The following is a 19772-nucleotide window of genomic DNA, read 5'->3' as shown; positions in this document are numbered from 1 at the left end:
CATAGCCGGCGTGCATCGGCTCGTGCCCCGAACCTCCGCCCGAGAGGAGGCCCACGCGCCGCGCCGGCGCGGTGTGCCGAGCGGTGACGTACCCGTCCACGGGGTCGTACTCCACGAGGTCCGCGTGTGCGCGGGCGAAGCCGGACAGCGCATCGGGGACCAGATCGTCGGTGCTGTTCTCGAAGTACCTGGCCATACGCGGCGCCCCTTCCGTCCCCGGCCGGGCACGGCCGGATGAGACGACCTCCGGATGAGATCTCTATGGTCATGTGACCATAGGCATGCGGCAACTCGCGGAGAGTACCTGACCGCCGCCGCCCACCGGAAGAGGCTTGTCCCCGGGGCTTTGCCGGGCCTCCACGAATGCCTCATGCGGGCCGCTCGTCACCGCCGGTCCGCCGCACGCAGGAGACCACGACCACCAGGGGCCAGAACGACTGTGCGAACGTGACGACGCGCTCGGCGGCCCCCGCCGTGTCGTGGACGAACAGGGCGAGCAGGAACCAGCCGCCGCCGAGCCACATCAGCCCGGCGGCCATGAGCGACGGCCTGGGGCGCAGCCCCCAGGGCGCGGCCGTCGTGTCCTGCGCCGGGGCCGCCGCGGGACGCGGGAGGGCCCCGCCTCGCACGGCCAGCACGGGCCACAGGGCGAGGAGGCAGAAGCCGACCGCCACAACGGCCCCGTGGTCCAGCGACCCCCCGCTGCTGGGCGCGGGGAACAGCGCCAGCAGCATGGCCGACACTCCCCCGCCCGCGAGCGCCAGACGCCCGGCGGGGGCCGCCGGACGCAGTCCGCACGCGGTGGCCACATGGCAGGCTCCCAGGGCGAGCAGGGCCGAGGTCATCACCCAGTACCCGTGGGCGCCGTCGGACGCCAGGATGCTGATCGTGGCGGAGGCGGGGTCGTAGCCGGGGCCCTGGAGGACCGCGGAGACCGTCCAGCCGACGACCAGGACGACCGGGGCGCAGGCCGACGAGAGCAGGATCCACCAGGGGACGGAACGCATCGGCACACGGTAGGACGTCCGGGACCGTGGCGGGCGCGGCACACGCGGGCAACGGCCGGGCCTCCCGCCGATCCGGTCCGGCCCTGACGCCCGCGCGCGGGCGTCAGGGGTTCACGGCGCCATCTCGTACGTCCCGGAGAGCGCCGCCACCCGTTCCCAGACCCGGGCCGAGCGGGCCGCGTCCGTGACCGGGCGCCGCACGGCGGCGAGGGCCCGGTCCTGCTGCTCCCGGGTGGCGGACTCCTTGCCGTGGAGTTCGACGGCGTGTGCCGAGAAGTCGCGGACGAGGACGGCGAACAGTTCGTCGAGCACGTCCCGGTCCAGGTCCGTCGCGCGGGCCTGCTCCAGGATCAGCTGCCCGTGCACCACCAGGGCGAAGAGCTGGCCGACGGACAGCAGCAGGTCGAGGTCGCGGCTCTGCTCCTCGTCGGGCGCCGCCGTGCGGACGAGGTCGCACAGGGCGTCCGCCTGTTCCCGGAAGCGGGCGACGTTGGGGACGTCCGCGTAGGCGTCGAAGGCGGGGCGCCAGTCGTGGAAGCGGATGGACCCCAGCCCGCGGGCGGGGCCCTGCCGGAAGAGGAAGGTGTCGTCGGCCGCGTCCAGGCGGGTCGGGACGGGCTCGAATCCTTCCGGTGCGAGCAGGTGGTTGCGCAGGAACTTCAGGATGAGGGCCAGGTTGACGTGGACCGTGCCCTCCAGCTTGGGCAGGCTCCGGATCTCGACGGCCGCCTGGGCGAAGTAGGTGTCCTTCTCGAAGCCCTTGGCGGCGATGACGTCCCACATCAGGTCGATGACCTTCTCGCCCTCCGTGGTCACCTTCATCTTCGTCATCGGGTTGAACAGCAGGTACCTGCGGTCCTCCGGCCCGGCGGAGCGGAAGTAGTCGACCGCGCGGTCGCTGAAGAGCTTCATGCCGACCAGCCGGACGTAGGCGTCGGCCAGTTCCCGGCGTACGTGCGGGAACGCGGTCACCGGCCGGCCGTACAGGACGCGGTTCTGCGCGTGGGTGACGGCCTCGTACATGGCGTGCTCGCAGATGCCGATCGAGGCGGTGCAGAGGTTGAACTTGCCGACGTTGACGGTGTTGAGGGCGGCGTCGAACGCCGCGCGGCCCGTGTGCAGGACGTCGTCGGGCCCGACGGGGTAGTCGGCCAGGCGGAACTCGCTGACGTACTTGGAGGAGTCGACGACGTTCTTGACCAGGCGGTAGGCCGGGTGACGGCTGTCGGCGGCGAAGAAGACGTATCCGTCGGGGCCCTCGACGTCGGTACGGCGGCCGAAGACGGAGACCAGGCCGGCGGCGTTGCCGTTGCCGATGTAGTACTTGGAGCCGGAGGCCACGAAGCCGCCGTCGCCGTCCGGCTCCAGCAGCATGTCGGTCGAGTAGATGTCCGCGCCGTGCGCGCGCTCGGAGAGGCCGAAGGCGAACACCTGGCCGTCGGCCAGGAGTCCGGCGGCGCGGGCGCGTGCGGCGGCGTTGCCGCTCTGCCAGACCGGACCGAGACCGAGGATGGTCACCTGCCAGGCGTACCAGTAGTCGAGTCCGTAGAACCCGAGGATCTCGTTGAGCGCCGCGATGCGGGCGGTGTCCCAGCGCTGGTTCCCGTCCTCCGCGACGGCGGACGGCGTCAGGAAGGTGGCGAACAGCCGCTCCCGGGCGGCGAACTCCAGGAAGTCGCCCAGCCAGGCGCGGGAGCGGTAGTCCTCGACGAGCCGGCGCTTGCCGCGGTCCTCGAACCAGTCGACGGTCGCGCGCAGCAGCCTGCGGGTCTCGGGGTCGAAGTGCGCGGGGTCGTAGGTGCGCGGGTTGAACAGCAGCGGGTCGGCCATGGCGGACCGCCTTCCGGGTGTCGGGGGGTGATTCGGGTCGTTCGGGTGGTGCCGGTTTCCCGGCGGGGCGCCTCAGGGGCGCGGAGTGGTCCGGCCGATCCGGCGGAGGGTGGCGAGGACGTCGTCGAGCCAGGCGACCGTCATCCGCTCGTAGGCGATGCCGCCCCGCAGCACGACGTGCTGGAGCTCCTGTCCGGCGTCGAGCGGGGCGGGGGCGCCGGGGCCGGTGAAGTCCCGCTCCTCCCCGGCGAGGTAGTGCGCCAGCCGGTCGCCGTGGACCCGGTGGTGGCGTTCGACCTCACGGATCAGTGCCGCCGGGTCGTCGAAGGCCGCGCCCCGGATCTTCACGGCCAGGTCGTGGCGGAGGCTTTCGGGCTCGATCGGTTCGTGCAGCCAGACCGCGAGCGCGGCCCGGCCGGGCCCGGCGACGGAGTACTCCTTCTTGTCCGGCCGCCCCTGCTGCGGGACCTCTCGGACGTCGAGGAGGCCGTCGCCCTCCATGCGTTTGAGGACGCGGTAGATCTGCTGGTGGGTGGCCGTCCAGAAGTACCCGATGGACCGCTCGAACCGGCGGGCCAGTTCGTAGCCGGAGCCGGGCCGCTCCAGCAGGGAGACGAGGATCGCGTGGTCGAGGGCCATGCCCCGATCGTTCTATGCAACTTGTTGCATAGCAAGAGTCCGCAGGCCGGTGAGACACGGCTCACCCGCGTACGCCGGTGCGGTCGCGCCACGCGCGGCCGGGACGCAGGTGGTTTGCGAGGCGTCGCACCGGTCACACGACGGAGTGTCCCGACGTCGACCACAGCGAGGTGTGAGTGATCATGGCTGCCGATGAGAAGAGCCAGGCCAAGACGGAGCAGGCCAAGGGCAAGATCAAGGAAGCCGCCGGGCGGGCCGTGGGCAACGAGCGCCTCACCGCCGAGGGCCGCGCCGACCAGACCAAGGGTGACGCCCGTCAGGCCAAGGAGAAGACTAAGGACGTCTTCAAGCACTGAGCGGGCACTGGCCCGTTCGGGGCCCGTACGAGGGGCGCGCGGTGGACCTCCGCGCGCCCCTCGTACGGGCCCCGACCCATGAGCCCGGCGTGCGGGCCGTACGACAGGGCGCCGGGCGCCCGCGCCCAACGGGCCTGCGGTGCGGTACGGGCGCGTCGGTCTCCCGGAACGCGCCGGGCGTACACCGGGCGTGAGCGGGTAGGCGTTCAGAGCCTGCTCACGCACCGTCGCGCGGCCCACGCCGGCCTGTCCGGCGCACGCGCACGGACGGCGACCACCGGGCAGGGCACGGAACCGGACCGAACCGGAGGAGAATCCGCTGTGCTGACCCCTGGTCCGCAGGACCTTCGCGTGGCGCTGGCCCGCTACGCCGACGCACGTATCGAGGCCGACCGCCGGCCCACCGCCGCCACGGCGCGGGCGGTGGAGGACGCCACCCGCACCCTGTGCCGGCTCACCGGGACGCAGGACGTGGCGCGGGCCATCGCCATCGCCGACTCGGTACTCGCCCGGCACAGCACGGTGCGGCCGGGTCCCCGCCCGGCCGGGCCGCGGCGGGGGGACAATCTGCAGACCGCCTGAGGGGACGCGACGGGGGGCCGGGATCTCACCACCCCCGGTCCCCGTGGCGCGGAATCACGCCTACTCTGGGGCCAGTTGATCATTCACTGCCTCGACACACACTGGAGTTGGCGATGACCGCACCGGAGAACGAGAGCCTCAGCCCCCGCATCGACACGAGCCGGCCGCACCCCGCACGGATGTACGACTGGTTCCTCGGCGGCAAGGACAACTACCCGGTGGACGAGGCCATGGGCCGCCAGATGCTGGCCGTGGAGCCGGGCGTACCGGTGATGGCGAAGGTGAACCGGGCCTTCATGCACCGTGCCACCAGTTGGCTGGCAGGCCAGGGGGTCCGTCAGTTCCTCGACATCGGCACCGGGATACCCACCGAGCCCAACCTCCACCAGGTGGCCCAGCGGACGGCGCCCACCACCAAGGTCGTCTACTGCGACCACGACCCCATCGTGCTGGCCCACGCCGGGGCCCTGCTGCGGGGCACCCCCGAGGGCGCCGTCGACTACGTCCAGGCCGACGCGCGGGATGTGGACACGCTTCTCGAACAGGCGGGGAAGACGCTGGACTTCGGCCGGCCGGTCGCGCTGTCGATGATCGCGCTGCTGCACTTCGTGAGCGACGAGGACGGCGCCTACGAGCTGGTGGAACGGCTGGTCTCCGTACTGGCGCCCGGCAGTTACGTGGCGATCTCCCACCTCACCGCCGACTTCCACCCGGAGGAGGCCCGCAAGGTCGACGAGATGTACCGGGCGAACACCCTGACGCTGGCCCCGCGCACCCGGGACCGGTTCGCCGCCTTCTTCGAGGGCCTCGACATCGTCGCGCCCGGCATCGTGGCCGCCGAGGCCTGGCATCCCGAGCTGGGCGACCCGGTTCCCGGGCAGGACGACGTCGTCAGCGCGGGCTACGTGGCGGTGGCGCGCAAGGGGTGAGGCGCACGCCTCGGGGGCGCCCCGATGGCCGACAAGGCGCTGTTGACCGGTTCCACGGCCCCTGGTGATGCTCGGTGGGTCCGCTGAGCAACTGGAGGTCACACGATGACGACCACGGCCGAGCAGGCGCCCCTCCCCTATCCGTTCAACGAACCGGCGGGGCTCGGGCTGGCGAAGGCGTACCACGAGGCACTTGAGCAGCCGGGCCTGTTACGGGTCCGGCTGGCCTACGGCGAGCCGGCCTGGCTGGCCACCCGTTACGCCGACGCGCGTCTGGTCCTGGGCGACCGCCGCTTCAGCCGGGCGGAGGCGCTGCGGCACGACGAGCCGCGTCACTCGGAGGGAAGCCGCGACAGCGGGATCCTGAGCATGGACCCACCGGGGCACACCCGGCTGCGCACCCTGGTGGCGAAGGCGTTCACCGTGCACCAGGTGGAGAAGCTGCGCCCCTGGGTACGGGAACTGACGCGGGACCTGCTGGACGAGCTGGAGGCCCTGGGGCAACCCGCCGACCTGGTGGAGCACTACGCGCTGCCGATCCCGGTCGCCGTCATCTGCCGCATGCTGGGTGTCCCGGAGGAGGACCGGCCGAGGTTCCGGGTGTGGAGCGACGCCGCGCTGTCCACCAGTTCCCTGACGGCCGAGGAGTTCCTGCGCAGCCGTGACGAACTCCGCGCCTACATGGGCGGGCTGATCGAGGACCACCGGAGCCGGCCGCGGCCCGACCTGATGACGGGGCTGATCGAGGCACGGGACACCGAGGACCGGCTCAGCGAGGCCGAACTGGTCGATCTGTGTGTCGGGATCCTCGTGGCGGGCCACGAGACGACGGCCACGCAGATCCCGAACTTCGTACACGCCCTGCTCGACCACCCGGAGCAGATGGCGTTGTTGAGGCAGCGCCCGGAACTGATCCGCGGCGCGGTCGAGGAGCTGCTGCGGTTCGTCCCGCTGGGCAGTGGTGCCGGCTTCCCCCGGTACGCCACCCAGGACGTGGAGGTCGGCGGGACCCTGGTCCGGGCCGGTGAACCGGTGCTGGTCGCGGTCGGTGCGGCCAATCGCGACGCGCTGAAGTTCGACGCGCCGGGCCGGCTGGACGTCACCCGGACCGGCGTCCAGCACCTCGGTTTCGGGCACGGGGTGCACCACTGCCTCGGCGCGCCGCTCGCCAGGCTGGAACTCCAGGAGGCGCTGGAGGCACTGCTCCTGCGTTTCCCGGGCCTGCGTCTGGCGGGCGACGTGGAGTGGAAGAACCAGATGCTCGTCCGCGGTCCGCGCGAGATGCCGGTGGGGTGGTGAGCACGGTGTCCTGGACGACCGAGGTGGACCGGGGCCTGTGCATGGGCTCGGGCATGTGCGCCGGGATCGCGCCCGAGCTCTACGGCCTGGACGACGAGGACCGGGCGAAGCCCCTGCGCCACCGGATCCCCCCGGACGAGCGCGCGCTGGACGCCGCGGACTCGTGCCCGGCGGCGGCGATCCTGGTGCGTGAGGGGGACGAGCTGATCGGGCCGCGTCCCTGAGCCGGCCGGGACCGCGGGGAGCTCCCGGGCGGGCGGACCCGCTCCCCGGGTGCGGCGGCACTCCGGAAAGGAGGTACCGGCGTAGGGTCGCGGCATGGTGCACGTACTGAGCAGCCGCGTACTCCTGCGTCCCCGCGATCCGGAGGCCTCTCGGGCCTTCTACGGCGAGGCCCTCGGGCTGGCGGTGTACCGCGAGTTCGGCACCGGTCCGGAGCGGGGGACGGTCTACTTCCTCGGCGGCGGCTTCCTGGAGGTGTCGGGGCGGTCCGACGAGGCCCCGACACCGACGCTGCGGCTGTGGATGCAGGTCGCCGACTGCGCGGCGGCCCATGCCGAGCTGTCGGCACGTGGTACGCGGGTGCTGCGACCGCCGGTGCGGGAACCCTGGGGCCTCATCGAGATGTGGATCGCCGATCCTGACGGCCACCGCATCGTGCTGACCGAGGTTCCCGCCGGCCACCCCCTCCGCCACCGGCCCTGACGGCCTCGGGCAGGGGGCGGGCGGGCACCGGGGCCGTGTCCCGGTACGACAGCGGATGGGTGTAGTGACCACATAACGAGACGGGTTTGCGGGGGCCGGGCTGTGCGGCGTCTCATCGCGGCTGTGCGAACCGAACAGACAACCCCTGACCAACCGGGGTCCGACGACAAGGCGGCACGGCTCGCCGTGACCGTGTTCCCCGTCCTCGTCCTCGTCGCGGGCGTGGCCGGACTCCTCACGCCCGCGACGTTCGCGGGCTGGACGGGGTCGGTGCCGTACCTGCTGGGCGTCGTCATGTTCTGCATGGGGCTGACGATGACCCCGCTCGATTTCAAGGGGGTCGCGAAGCGCCCCTGGGCCGTCGCGATCGGGCTGGTCGCGCACTACGTGATCATGCCGGGTCTCGGCTGGATCATCGCCCACGCGCTCGGACTGCCGCCCCAGTTGGCCGCCGGCGTGATCCTGGTCGGCTGCGCCCCGAGCGGTACGGCGTCGAACGTGGTGACCTTCCTGGCGCGGGGTGACGTGGCGTTGTCCGTCTCGGTCGCCACCGTATCGACGGTGCTCGCGCCCCTGGTGACGCCGCCGCTGACCCTGCTGCTGGCCGGTGCCTACCTGCCGGTGGACGCCGGTTCCATGATGGCCGACATCCTCAAGACCGTCCTGCTCCCGGTGATCGGCGGCCTGGTCGTGCGGCTGGTCGCGGGCAAGGTGATCGACCGGGTGCTGGGGGTGATGCCGTGGCTGTCCTCGCTGGCCGTGGCCGCCATCGTCTGCGCCGTGGTGGCGGGCAGCGCCGACACCATCAAGTCGGCCGCCTTCAGCGTGCTGGTCGCCGTCGTGCTGCACAACGGGCTCGGCCTCGCCCTCGGTTACGGAGCGGGCAAGGTCACCGGGCTCGGGCGGCCGGCGAGCCGGGCCATGGCGTTCGAGGTCGGTATGCAGAACTCCGGGCTCGCCGCCTCGCTGGCGACTGCGCACTTCAGCCCGCTCGCGGCCCTGCCCGCGGCCGTGTTCTCCGTCTGGCACAACATCTCGGGCGCCCTGGTCGCCGCCTGGATGTCCCACGGCTTCCGGCGCCGGCAGCCCGGACGGGCCCGGACCGGCGCCGCCCCGGTCACCGCGGCCGAGGAGGCCTGACCCGGTGTCCGGGGCCTTGGCCGCACGAACCCAGGAGGCGCCGGCCGTCGTCACACGGCCGGCGCCTCCGCCGTACCCGCCCCGAGGGCGGGGCGGTTCAGCCGTTGTACTGGGCGAGGACCCGGGTGAAGTCCCACGGCTGCTGGGAGACCCCCGAGCAGGTGTCGGCTCCACCGCCGGTGCAGGGGCGGTCGCGGTTGACGGACCAGAAGGTCAGCCGGGCGAGGTGGCGCTGCTGCGCATAGCCGAGGATGGTGCGGAAGTCGGCCACGGTCACCGTCTCGTTGTTGTCGGTGACGCCGTTCATCGAGGAGATCCCGGTGTGCCGGTAGGCCTGGTCGTCCGAGTAGCCGTAGGCGTTCTTGACCGCGGTCTTGAGGCCCTCCGCGGCCCGGACGGTGAGCTGCCCCATGTCCTGGCCGACGCCACCGAAGTTGAACGGCATGATCGTCCAGCTGTCCACGGTGAGCCCGGAGGCCGCCGCCTTGCCGATCAGGCTGGAGTCCGGGCCGTTCTGGCCGGTGCCGAAGGTGACGTACACCTTGATCCCGGGGTTGGCCGCCTTGACCGTCTTCAGCGCGTCGACCGTGCGCTGCTGGACCACGGGACTGTCGTACGCCGCGGCCTCGATGTCGATGTCGATGGCCTTGAGGCCGTAGGCGTCGATGACCTTCTGGTACGCGGCGGCCAGCTCACCCGCGCTGGAACAGGAACTCTCCAGCTTGTTGCCGCTCCAGCCGCCGAAGGACGGGATGACGTCGCCGCCGGCCGACCGTACGGTGTTGATCGTCTGCTGGTCGACGCCTCCGGTCAGGGGCCGCCCGCCGTCCCACTGCGGGTTGCAGTATCCGTTGCTGAGGACGAAGGCGAGCGTGAACCACTTGACGCCCGTCGCGTTCATGACGGTGGTGGGGCTGGGCGGGCTGCCCCAGCCGTTGTAGAGGTACGGGGCCACGGCCATGGCGCCCGGTGCGGGGGGTGTGGTGCCGCCGCCGCCCGGCGCGGTCCACTTCTGGTTGGCGGCGCCGGTGCAGGTCCAGATCTGGAGGCGGGTGCCGTTGGCCGAGCTGTTGCCCGTCGCGTCCAGGCACTTGTCCGCCTGCGGGTTCACGATGTCCCGGGCGGCCGGCGTCGCCCACTGCTGCGCCGCCGAACCGTTGCACTCCCACAACTGCACCTGCGTACCGTTCGCCGTACCACCCGACGCCACGTCAAGGCACTTGCCCAGTGCCCGGATCGTCCCGTCACCGCCGACCGACCACTGCTGCGCCGCCGTCCCGTTGCAGTCGTACAGCTGCACCGCCGTACCGTTGGCCGTACCGGCCGCCGCCACGTCCACGCACTTGCCGCCCAGGCCCGTGATGGGTCCCCCGCCACCGCCCGGCTGCCCGGTGTCGGAGCTGACGCGGACGTAGTCGACGACGAGTTGCTGGGGCAGCGGCGTGCTGCCGTCCGGGTCGCCCGGCCAGTAGCCGCCGACCGCGAGGTTGAGGATCACGAAGAACGGCTTGTCGAAGACCCACTGCCGCCCGCCCAGGTCGGCGGGGGTGCGCCGCTGGTAGACGGTTCCGTCGACGGACCAGGTGATCGCGTTGGGGCTCCAGTCCACGGCGAAGGTGTGGAACGCGTCGGCGAACGCCTGCCCGCCGGGCAGGCTGTACCCGGCGCCTATGCCGTCGCTGCCGGAGTAGCCGGGGCCGTGCAGGGTGCCGTGGACGGTCCCGGGCTCGAAGCCGACGTTCTCCATGATGTCGATCTCGCCGGAGTTGGGCCATCCGACCTGGCCGATGTCGTTGCCGAGCATCCAGAACGCGGGCCAGATGCCCTGCCCGCGCGGGATCTTCATCCGTGCCTCGACGCGGCCGTAGGTGGTGGTGAACTTCCCGGCCGTGTTCAGCCGCGCCGAGGTGTACTCGCACCGCCCGTACCAGCACTGGTAGTTACCCGGGTTCTCCTTGCGCGCGGTGATGACCAGATGGCCCTGGCCGTCGAGGGCGGCGTTGTTGTTTCCGGCGGTGTAGTACTGCCGCTCGTGGTTGTTGACGTTGTCGCCGGTCTCGATCTGCCATCTGCCGCCGTCGACGGCGGAGCCGGCGGGGCCGTCGAACTCGTCGGCGAAGGTGACGGCGGCCGGCGCCGCCGCGGCGGCGGTGCGCGCGGGGGCCTCGGCGGGGACGGGTGCGCCCTGCGCCGGCCCGGTGGCCAGTGTGGCGAGAGCGAGCACCGAGGCGAGCGAGAGGAGCAGGCGTCCGGACAGACGTGGGGAGTCCATGGTTGCCCTTCATAGACATGACAACTTGAAGCCCGGCATGGCTGACGCATGACGGGCGCGGGGGCGGTGCGGGGCTGCGCGAAGATCTCGCCGTGCGGGACGGGCGAGTGGCGACTCACCCTGCGCACTTAGTTCACTACGCGATTTAAGAAGTGAACGATATCCGTGTCAAGAGCTTGGTATGGACCACATATGGGAAACCCGCCCGGACGTCCGCCTCCCCCTCCCGCCTCCCGGCCCCTCGGATCCGCCGCAGCCTCGGGCTGAGGGCCGCACCACCCCTGGTCAACACCCTCGCCGCCGGGCCGGACCGGCCGCCTCGGGGCCGAGGCGCGGGCGGCCGGGGCCGGGCCGTCCGCGAGCTCCGGCGATGCGGTCAGGACCTCGCGTTGGCGCCACGCCATGGGGCGACGGCGGTGCCCCGAAGAACGATCAGGTCCCGCCCACCGGAAACCGGCCCCGTCCACCACGGACCGGCCCTCGCCCCGCACGGTCTGCGCCTCGGCCTCGATGGCGACCACGCCGGCACCGTCGTACGCCTGTGCCCTCTGCCCCGGGCCACGCCCACCGCACCGCGGCGGCGACCGGGGAACACGTCGCCGCCGCCGGGTGCGGCGCGCCCGGCGGCCACCGCTCGGCCTCGTCAGCGGGGTGGCCGCCGTGGACCGGGCAGCGACCGCCGGCTGTCGCGTCAGGAGACGCTCGTGTCAGCCTTGTTCGTCACCGGTGGCCGGAACACCGTCACTCCGCCCCCGGCGGCGCACCAGGACCGCCGCCGCGAGGACGGCCAGGAGCGCCGCGGCGCTCCCCGCGATCCACCACACCGTCGCGCCGGACGACGCGGCCTCGTCCTCGGCCGCGGCGGACGGCTTCCCGGCCGGCGTCACCTTCACCACGGGTACCGTGCCCTCGGCCAGCACCTGTCCGTCGCCGCCGGTCACCGAGGCCATGATCTGCGCTCCGTCCCAGTCGGCGGGGACAGCGCGTTCCATCGTCCTGCCCTGGGCGCCCTCGATCCTGGTGAACGGGTTCTCCGCGCTCTTCCGGACGTACCAGGAGACGGAGTGGTCCCCGTCCGCGCCGTCCACCTGTGCGGTGAACACGGCCCGCCGGCCCGCCGCATGCTCCTCCGCGTCCTGTTCGACCGTCGCGGTGACGGCGGGGGCGTCGCCGCTCCTGCCCTTGACGGACAACGTGAGGGGCGCGGACTCGGCGAGGACGGCGTGGTCGGCGTCGAAGAGGCGTGCCACGATCTGGGCGCCGTGGAGGCCGGCCGTCACGGGCAGTTCCTGGTCCGCGAGCCTGGACTCCTCGATCCACGCGTACGCGGTCTCGCCCTGCCGCTTGAGGTACCAGTGGTAGTGCTCGTCGTCGGTCCGCGGAGCCTGCTTCGAGGTGAAGCGCGCCGTGTCCCCCACCCGGTACTCCGGGTGGTCGGCGCTCACCGTGAGCCGGGTCGTGGGCTCGTGCGCCTGTACGTGCAGCGTGGTCGGCTCGGACGTCTTGACGGTCTCACCGTCCTGGACGAGCTCGGCGTACAGCTGAGCGCCGTCGAGTACGCGGTCCGGTTTGGCCGTGTAGGTCGACGAGTCCTGCTCGGGGACCTCGGTGAAGCGGGGCTCCCCCTTCTTCTTCAGGAACCAGCGGTATCCGGCGTCCTCGCCGGCCGCCTTCCACGCGGCCGTGACGTTGACGGTCTGGCCGACGAAGTACTCCGCGTCCACCTTGTCGGGTGTGAGGACCAGACCGTCCGCCGACTCGCTGTAGTGCCGGATCTTCCGGGGGGCCGGCGCCTTCTGCGCGTCGGGGACCGGGCCGACGACGAAGCGGACGGTGGCGCTGTCCTCGACGGCCTTGCCGTCGGCGAGCGTGGCGTGCACCCGGAAGTCGATGTCGTAGGTGCCCTGGTCCGTGAAGACCCAGTTGGCGTGCGTGTGGGCCCCGACTTCGCCGGACACACCGGTGAAGGCGGATCCGGGGACGATCAGCTGACTGACCTTCTTGCTGCCGAACCCACCGGGCCGGGTGACCGCGAAGGTGGGTGAACTCGCCTCACCGGCGTACGAGAAGCCTTCGAGGTCGATCGCGACGGTGCCCTTGAGCACCCCGCCGGAGATGCCCTCGAAGGACCAGCCGGGCCAGACGACGGACGGGTCCTGGGTCTGGGAGGACAGCCACGCGTCCGATCCCGGCTCGCCGAGGAAGCCGTACTCCTCCGGCAGCGCGATACGCGATGACGCGGTGTCAGGTATGTGCAGGACCAACTGCTCGGGATCGGCCTCCCCGTCCGCGGTCAGCGAGCGGACCTCCAGGCCGCCGTCCTCGACGACGGGGTAGAGGGCGTCGACGTGCCGGCCGGCGCCCAGGACGCGGCGCCCGTCCGCCGGGCCGGACGCGGCGTGCGCGGGTACGGCGATCCCCACGGCCAGGACGCCTCCCAACGACAGCAGGGAGAGGATGTGACGGGCGCGTCGCATGACGTGCCCCGATGACGGTGCCATGGGTTCCTTCCGAAGTGTGGACGCGCCCGGACGGGCACACCACGATCCATACAAGTTGATCTGATAATCGTTTTCGTTAATCCGGACAATGCGTCCCTCGGCTCTGTCCACGTGCGGAGCGTGAGGCCGCCGCCCCGGCGGAGGTGTGCCTGCCGGGGTCCGTCAGGGACGCCCGCCCGTTCCGGCGACGAGGTCCCGCCCGGTCGCTCCCGGCGACCCCGCCCTGCCTCGCTGTCTGCGGCGCCGTCCGGCCGCGAGCAGGCCGTGACGGGGTGCCAGGAGCCAGCAGAGAACGAACGCGGCCGTGACGACCAGGACGATCAGGCCGCCGGCGGCCAGGTTGCAGGCGTACGACAGGTAGAGACCGACGACCGCCGACCCGGCTCCGAAGACCGGGGCCAGGAGCATCATCGTCCCGATGCGGTCCGTCAGCAGACGGGCGCAGGCGGCCGGCGTGATCAGGAGCGCCAGGACGAGGATGTTGCCGACCGCCTGGAGCGAGATGACGACGGTCACCGTGACGAGCGCGTACAGGACGATGTCCAGGGCGAACACCGGAAGGCCCGCGGCGCGCGCCGTCTCGCGGTCGAGGCTGACCGTGACGAGCTCCTTGTGCACGGCCGCGGCCACGACGAGCAGTACCAGACCCGTCACGGCGACCGTGACCACGTCCCCGTCGCTGATGCCGAGGATCTGGCCGAACAGGAACGACTCCAGCGAACCGCTGTAGCCGGGGGCGGTGCTGAGAACGACGATGCCGAGACCGAAGGCGGCGGCGAAGAAGACACCGATGACGGAGTCCTCCTTCAGACGCCGGTTCTGGGAGAACACCGCCACGGCGAGCGCGGTCAGCAGGCCGGCGACGGCGCCCCCGATGACCAGGTCGAACTGGAAGACGAAGGCGATCGCCACACCGGGGAAGACCGAATGGGACACCGCGTCGCCGATGAAGGCCATGCCGCGCAGCACCACATGGCTGCCGACGACGCCGGACACGACACCGCACATCACGGCGACGGCGAAGGCGCGCTGCATGAACAGGTGCTCCCACGGGCCGGTCAGGAAGTCGGTCACCGCGTTCACCGGGCCACCCCCAGCGAGGTCAGCAGCTGATCGGACCGGGTGACGCCGAAGGCACGCAGCCATACGGAGGGATCGCGGAGCGTCTTCGGTGGTCCGTCCGCGATCACGGTCCGGTTGAGCAGGCACAGCCGTGTCGCCGTGTCGGCCGCCGCGGGCAGGTCGTGCGTGGTCATCAGGAGTGCCTTGTCCTCGTGGCGCAGCTGAACGAACAGGGCTGTGAGCAGTTCCTGGGTCGGAACGTCCAGGCCGGTGAACGGCTCGTCGAGCAGCATCAGTGTGGGGCGCAGTGCGAGCGCCCGCGCCACCAGCACGCGCTGGCGCTGCCCGCCGGAGAGTTCGCCGATGGGCCGGTGGCGCAGGTCGGTCATGGCGACGCGCCGCAGAGCCTCGTCCACCGCGTCGCGGTCGGCGGCTCCGGGGCGTCGCAGCCAACCGATGTGGTGGGTCCGGCCGGTCAGCACCGCCTTCTCCACCGAGAGGGGGAAGTCCCAGGCGAACTCGTGGCGCTGGGGGACGTACCCGATGGTGCCGCGGCTCCGGGAGGCCGGCCGGCCGGCGACGTGGACACTGCCGGAGTGCGAGGGGAGCAGGCCGAGGACCGCGCGCAGCAGTGTCGTCTTGCCGGCTCCGTTCGGTCCGACCAGACCGACGAGTTCCCCGGTCCGGACGGTCAGGTCGACGTGGTCGAGGGCGAGCCGCCCGCCGAGTTCCACGCCGACGGCCCGCACCTCCAGGGCGGCGGGCCGTGCCACCGCCCCTGTGTCCGGCCCGTCCTGTGCCGTCGAGGACGTGGCGCGGTCCGAGGACGGCGGCTTGCCGGTGTCCGTCACAGCTGGTCTCCTTCCTGGGTCGCCGCCGCGGACGCGGCCGGGTGTGTGCTCCTGCGCCGTACGAGAACGAAGATGTGTATAAGAGACAGCCACAGGGGCGTGGCGGAGTCCTCCCGTTCCGGTTCCCGTCCCTGTGGCGCCCCGGCCGCGGGTCCGGCCTCCGGGGAGGCCGCGCGGCCGCTCGACGGGGACGGCGCCGTGAACGCCTTCTGCGGGGACTGGGGCCCGACCGAGAACCGGAGGGTGCTCCGGCCGTCGTGGCGCTTCCCGTCCTTGGTGGTGGCGCTCATCCGGACGCCGAGCAGGTAGGTACCGGGGGCGGTGAAGGCCCAGTTCCCGTGTACGTGGCTGTTGACCTCGATCCCCGTCTCCTGCGGGAGCCTCTTCGTACTGTCGAAGACGACCTTCGGCGTGCCGAAGCTGCCGTTGAGGAACAGGACGAAGCGTCCGGGGCCCTGGACGTCGGTCAACTGCCAGGTGACCTCCCTCTCGACGTCCGCGGCGACCCGCGGATCCTGGCTGTTCCAGCCCGGCCACAGCACTCCGTCCCGCTGGACCTGCGGCAGCAGCCACACCTGGGCGCCGGGGTCGCCGAGGAAGCCGAACTCCTCGCTTTCCGGCACCTCGGTCCGCGCGGTGTCCTTCACCTGCAGCACCACGTCGGAGGGGTCGCGCCAGGTGGCGGGGCGGGCGGTGTCGTCGCGGATCTGCACGGTCCAGGTGCCCTCGTCGAAACGCGGCCCCATGTCGACGTGGCCCTCCGGGACGACCGTCCTCCCCTCAGCGGTGCCCTCGGACGGGGGGCCGTCCGCGTGGGCGGCCACGGCGGGCAGGACCGTCAGGGCGAGGGCCGCGGCGGCGGACGCGGCCGTGCGGCGGATGCGTACGGCGGTCACTTCCTGGTTCCTCCGAGGCAGGTGCGGAGCTCGTCCGCGTTGTGCCGCATCATGTCGGCGTAGTGGCGGACCTCCTCGTCGAAGGCGTCGCCGTAGAGCATGCAGACGTCGACGTCCTGGTCCTCGGCGACCTGGGTGAGCACGGTGGCGCGCTGCACGAGGTTCGGTTCCATGAACACGGCGGGGACCTTGAGGTTCCTGATGGTCCTGGTCAGCTTCTTGACGTCGTCCGCGCTGGGCTCCTGGGCGGGATTCGGTACGACGAAACCGGCGACGGTCATGCCGTAGGCGTCGGCCAGGTAGCCGAACGCGTCGTGCGTGGTGATCAACTGCCGCCTGTCCGGCGGGATCGCGGCGGTCTGCTCGCGTACGTAGGCGTCGAGCTCGTCCAGTTCCGCCTCGTAGCGCCTGCTGTTGGCCGTGTAGGTACCGGCCCCGTCCGGGTCCTCCTTCTTGAGGGTGTCGCGGATCAGCTGGACGTAGGACCTGGCGTTCGCCACGTCCTGCCACAGGTGCGGGTCGATCTCCCCGTGGACGTGCTTGCCGAGGACGGCCTGCGGGAGCTGGTAGATCTCCGCACCCGGTCTCCCGAGGAACGCGAACCGCTTCCCGTCCGGTACCTTCTCCGACGCCCTGTTCGGTACGTCGATGACGACGTCGCCCGGAGCGATCTCCTCCTGGGTCCTGCCCGCGGTCCGCAGATCGGTGAAGGCGGACATCGTCCCGGTGTCGATGTCGACGGTCAGATCGGTGTGTCCCTCGTCGAGGACGGTGTCACCGGGCTGCGCCACGGTGTGGGGGTCGACGCCGACGGCGAAGGTGAAGGTGCCGGTGCCGACCGGCCGCTTGACGCCGTCCGGGTTCCTCAGGTGCGCCGCCAAGGTCAGTCTGTAGACGCCGGGCTCGGTGAACGCCCAGTTCAGGTGGGTGTGGGCGGCGGGCGGAAGGCTGGTGGTGTCCTTCTCCGAGAAGCCGTCCGCGGAGTTGAAGTAGACGTTCGGCTGCCCGAGCGACTCGGTCAGGTACGCCACGAGTTCGCCCGGCCCCTGGACGTCCGTGGCCGACAGCAGCACGTCGGAGGCGCGCGTGGCCCCGCGTGACCCGCCGTCGCCGCGAACCCGGAGCCCGAGCCAGAGCACGTCGAGCCCCACGTCCTCGACCAGGGGGATGACGTGCGCCCCGTAGGTCTCGGACGCCTCGGCCAGGGAGACGTTGGGGGTCCCCTTGCGCGCGTTGGAGTCGACCGTCTTGATCAGCGCGTGCTCTTCGAGCAGGAGGTGGTTGGTGAAGGTGATGTCGGCCCTGGAGACGGCGTCGGCGTCGGCGGGCGTCGGCTCGTAGGCGTGGGGGTCGCCGCCGGGCGGCACGATCGAGTCCACCTGGACGCGGTCCCCGCCGACTTGGCGGACCAGGTCGGCGAGTATCTCGGTGGTGGTGACGACGCGCAGCGCGGCGTCCGGGTCGTCGACGCCGGTACGGGCGTGCCCCTTGCAACCGGACAGGGTGACGCCGAGGGCGGTGGCGGTGACGAGGGACCGGACAAGGGGTCGGGGGACACGCATGAGGGAACTCCGCAGGAAGGGGGCCGGTGCCGGGGAGGAGGGACCCGGCACCGGCCCGTGGGAAGTGCCCGCGTTCCCGGGACGGAACGCGGGCACCCGTTCAGGACCGGGCGGCGGGGCCTTCGGCGACGCCGGTCCGACGCCGGTTCGCCCGGCCGGCCGCCGCGACGGCGGCGCCACCGCCGAGGAGGAGGGCGCCGGCGCCCAGACCGAGCGGCAGGGCCGGGCCGGCACCGGTGTGGGCGAGGCTGCCCTTGTCCCCGGCGCCGGTCTCGGATCCGCCGGCGCCGGTCTCGGATCCGCCGGCAGGACCGTCCGCACCGGTCGAACCGCCGCCGGGCGAACGGCCGCCGGTCGATCCGGCCCCGTCGCCGGTGCCTCCGGTGGAGCCGCCGTCGTCGGAGCCGCCCCCCGGGGTGACGGCGTTCGGGTCGACGTCACCGACGGCGAAGGTGTAGGTCCTCGTGTCGGTGGTCGCCCCTCCGTCCGGAAGCGTCCCGCTCAGCCGGAAGGTCACGTGGTACGTGCCCTGCTCGCTGAACCCCCAGTTGGCGTGGGCGTGGACACCCAGGCTGACCGTCTGGGAGTCCGGCAGACCGTCCTCGCTGTTGTAGAGCACCTGGGCACCCCCGAGCCCCGCGGTCTCCCAGACGGCGAGCGTTCCGGGGCCGTCGACCTTCGTCAGCCTCATCTCCAGCGGCCCCTTCAGGTCAAAGCCGCCGAGCGCCTCGGTGTTCCATCCGGCCCAGACCACGCCCCGCTTCTGCACCTGGGGGATGAGCCAGAAGTCGCTGCCGGGCCTGCCCAGGAAGGAGTACGTGTCGCCGGCCGGGACCTGCTCCCTGGCGTCCGCGTCGACGTGCAGGACGACCGAGGACGGTTCACGCCACACGACGTCACCGGGGTCACGGCTGTCCCTGAGGAGAGTGCGCAGCCTGCCGTCGACCATCTTGCCGGCGATCGCGTCGACATGGCCGTCGTCGATGACGGTCTTCTCGTCGGCGACGGGATCGGCGGCCGTCTTCGTGTCGGCGGCGGTCCGCCCCGCGGCGGCGGCCCGGGACTGGGCGGCGGGTTCGGCGTCGGCCTCTTCACCGTCAGGGCCGGTGGGGGGCGCGGCGCTTGCCGAGGGTTCGGGACCGGTCCCGTCGGCGACCCGGACCGTCCAGACCGTATCGGCCTGGGCCTGCCGGCCGCCGGTCAGTTCAGCCGTGGCCCGGGAGGCGATCCGGTACTCCCCCGGTGCGCTGAAGGCCCAGACCAGGTCGCCTTCCGCCGCCGCCGGGAGAACCTGTGTGTCGGGAAGACCATCGGTGCTGTCGAACAGGACCGCCGGCTTCCGCCCGGCGTCACCGGCGAGCGCGGCACCGGCTCCCCCCGGCGCGACGACCCGTACGTCCCCCGGTCCCTCGACACCGGTGAGCGCCCATCGAAGTCCGTCACCCGCCAGCCGGTCCACCGGGACGCGGGTGGTGTCCCAGCGGGGCGCCGTCGTGTGCCCGGACGCCGCCGGCCCGGTGGATTCGCCGGGCAGGATCCATAGGTCCTCACACGGGCGGCCGAGCCCGGCATACACGTCGTCGTCGGGGACGACGCTCCTGGCTTCCGGCCCCGACTCCGGGTCCGCGGCGGCGGACGGTATTCCTCCGTCCCCGGCCCCGCCCCGGTCGAGTTCCAGGGTGAGGCCGTCGTCCTCCAACGAGAAGAGCACGCGGCTGGAGGGCGCGGGCGGGTGCTGTGCGGTGCCGCCGGGCGCTTCGGCGAACGCCGCCGGCGCGAGACCGGCCAGGGCGACCGATCCCACCACCCCGACCGCGGCCCACCGCGTCTTCCTGGGTACTGCCATGAGGTACGTACTCCTTTTCGAGCGGACCGGCCAAAGGCCGCCCCGTCGTCGATTCGCCACGGAGAGAAGAGAACGGTCGTGCACCGGGAGAAGGGGTACCGCGGCCGTCGCCCGGTCCGGCACACCGCGCCAACTGCTGACGGAGCGTCACATCGCTTCGCGACAGCGCTCCGTGCGGCCGCCGCCGACGACCCCGCCAGGCCTAAATATTATGGTAATCATTTTCAACTGGCAAGCAGGGGCCGGTCCGGCGCACGGCAACGGCACCGGTCCCCCGTGAGCCCGGGCCCGCGAA

At 72.1% G+C, this 19772-nt stretch carries 18 protein-coding genes; 7 read left to right on the top strand and 11 right to left on the bottom strand.

Annotation, left to right across the window (positions count from 1 at the left end; genetic code table 11):
• From IH13_RS0107410 to IH13_RS0107395, 4 genes are all read right to left on the bottom strand, one after another.
• Nucleotides 1-196 (bottom strand): dihydroxyacetone kinase subunit DhaK (locus IH13_RS0107410; protein WP_031082149.1); only part of this gene is annotated, 196 nt, incomplete at its 3' end.
• Nucleotides 197-368: 172 nt separating this feature from the next.
• Nucleotides 369-1007, bottom strand: a complete 639-nt coding sequence (locus tag IH13_RS0107405; RefSeq protein WP_031082148.1) for a DUF998 domain-containing protein — start codon at nt 1005-1007, stop codon at nt 369-371.
• 111 nt (nt 1008-1118) lie between these two features.
• On the bottom strand, nt 1119-2837 hold the full coding sequence (locus IH13_RS0107400; protein WP_031082146.1) for an acyl-CoA dehydrogenase family protein: 1719 nt from the start codon (nt 2835-2837) through the stop codon (nt 1119-1121).
• A gap of 72 nt (nt 2838-2909) precedes the next feature.
• Nucleotides 2910-3476 (bottom strand): PadR family transcriptional regulator, encoded by a 567-nt coding sequence (locus IH13_RS0107395; RefSeq protein ID WP_031082144.1) that lies wholly within the window; start codon nt 3474-3476, stop codon nt 2910-2912.
• Between the two features lie 182 nt (nt 3477-3658).
• Between IH13_RS0107395 and IH13_RS36915 the strand changes: the two genes are divergently transcribed.
• The 7 genes from IH13_RS36915 (at nt 3659) to IH13_RS0107360 (ending at nt 8487) form a co-directional block, all read left to right on the top strand.
• On the top strand, nt 3659-3832 hold the full coding sequence (locus IH13_RS36915) for a CsbD family protein (protein WP_082317543.1): 174 nt from the start codon (nt 3659-3661) through the stop codon (nt 3830-3832).
• A 321-nt stretch (nt 3833-4153) separates the two neighbouring features.
• Nucleotides 4154-4414, top strand: a complete 261-nt coding sequence (locus tag IH13_RS0107385; protein ID WP_031082143.1) for a DUF5133 domain-containing protein — start codon at nt 4154-4156, stop codon at nt 4412-4414.
• 113 nt (nt 4415-4527) lie between these two features.
• Entirely contained in the window at nt 4528-5343 is an 816-nt protein-coding gene (locus IH13_RS0107380; RefSeq protein WP_031082142.1) for an SAM-dependent methyltransferase, read from the top strand.
• 105 nt (nt 5344-5448) lie between these two features.
• Nucleotides 5449-6642 carry a cytochrome P450 gene (locus tag IH13_RS0107375; protein WP_031082140.1) on the top strand — a complete coding sequence of 398 codons (1194 nt, stop codon included), beginning with the start codon at nt 5449-5451 and terminating at the stop codon, nt 6640-6642.
• Complete coding sequence (locus IH13_RS0107370; protein WP_031082138.1) at nt 6639-6866, top strand: ferredoxin; 228 nt, start codon at nt 6639-6641, stop codon at nt 6864-6866. Before IH13_RS0107375 ends, IH13_RS0107370 begins: the two co-directional genes overlap by 4 nt.
• A gap of 94 nt (nt 6867-6960) precedes the next feature.
• A complete protein-coding gene (locus IH13_RS0107365) occupies nt 6961-7347 on the top strand; it encodes a VOC family protein (protein WP_031082136.1) in 387 nt (128 codons plus the stop codon).
• A 123-nt stretch (nt 7348-7470) separates the two neighbouring features.
• Nucleotides 7471-8487, top strand: a complete 1017-nt coding sequence (locus IH13_RS0107360; protein WP_037840967.1) for a bile acid:sodium symporter family protein — start codon at nt 7471-7473, stop codon at nt 8485-8487.
• A gap of 97 nt (nt 8488-8584) precedes the next feature.
• Here IH13_RS0107360 and IH13_RS46030 read toward each other — a convergent pair whose 3' ends face one another.
• From IH13_RS46030 to IH13_RS0107325, 7 genes are all read right to left on the bottom strand, one after another.
• Nucleotides 8585-10759 carry a ricin-type beta-trefoil lectin domain protein gene (locus IH13_RS46030; RefSeq protein ID WP_082317537.1) on the bottom strand — a complete coding sequence of 725 codons (2175 nt, stop codon included), beginning with the start codon at nt 10757-10759 and terminating at the stop codon, nt 8585-8587.
• 707 nt (nt 10760-11466) lie between these two features.
• Nucleotides 11467-13260, bottom strand: coding sequence for a choice-of-anchor M domain-containing protein (locus IH13_RS0107350; protein ID WP_199814613.1), 1794 nt, complete (start codon nt 13258-13260; stop codon nt 11467-11469).
• Between the two features lie 162 nt (nt 13261-13422).
• Nucleotides 13423-14343, bottom strand: a complete 921-nt coding sequence (locus tag IH13_RS0107345) for an anchored repeat-type ABC transporter permease subunit (protein WP_051835785.1) — start codon at nt 14341-14343, stop codon at nt 13423-13425.
• On the bottom strand, nt 14340-15071 hold the full coding sequence (locus tag IH13_RS0107340) for an anchored repeat-type ABC transporter ATP-binding subunit (protein ID WP_110084979.1): 732 nt from the start codon (nt 15069-15071) through the stop codon (nt 14340-14342). The genes IH13_RS0107345 and IH13_RS0107340 overlap by 4 nt, the downstream gene beginning before the upstream one ends.
• A 98-nt stretch (nt 15072-15169) precedes the next feature.
• On the bottom strand, nt 15170-16069 hold the full coding sequence (locus IH13_RS0107335) for a TIGR03773 family transporter-associated surface protein (protein ID WP_063837411.1): 900 nt from the start codon (nt 16067-16069) through the stop codon (nt 15170-15172).
• Nucleotides 16066-17631 carry an anchored repeat ABC transporter, substrate-binding protein gene (locus IH13_RS0107330; RefSeq protein WP_031082123.1) on the bottom strand — a complete coding sequence of 522 codons (1566 nt, stop codon included), beginning with the start codon at nt 17629-17631 and terminating at the stop codon, nt 16066-16068. Before IH13_RS0107330 ends, IH13_RS0107335 begins: the two co-directional genes overlap by 4 nt.
• 100 nt (nt 17632-17731) lie before the next feature.
• Complete coding sequence (locus IH13_RS0107325; protein ID WP_082317536.1) at nt 17732-19477, bottom strand: choice-of-anchor M domain-containing protein; 1746 nt, start codon at nt 19475-19477, stop codon at nt 17732-17734.
• Nucleotides 19478-19772 lie beyond the last annotated feature (295 nt).

It is taken from the genome of Streptomyces sp. NRRL WC-3549 (assembly GCF_000721935.1).
Lineage (GTDB): Bacteria > Actinomycetota > Actinomycetes > Streptomycetales > Streptomycetaceae > Streptomyces.
The sequence above is the reverse complement of the archived record's forward strand: the minus strand, read 5'-3'. Positions and strand labels throughout refer to the sequence as shown.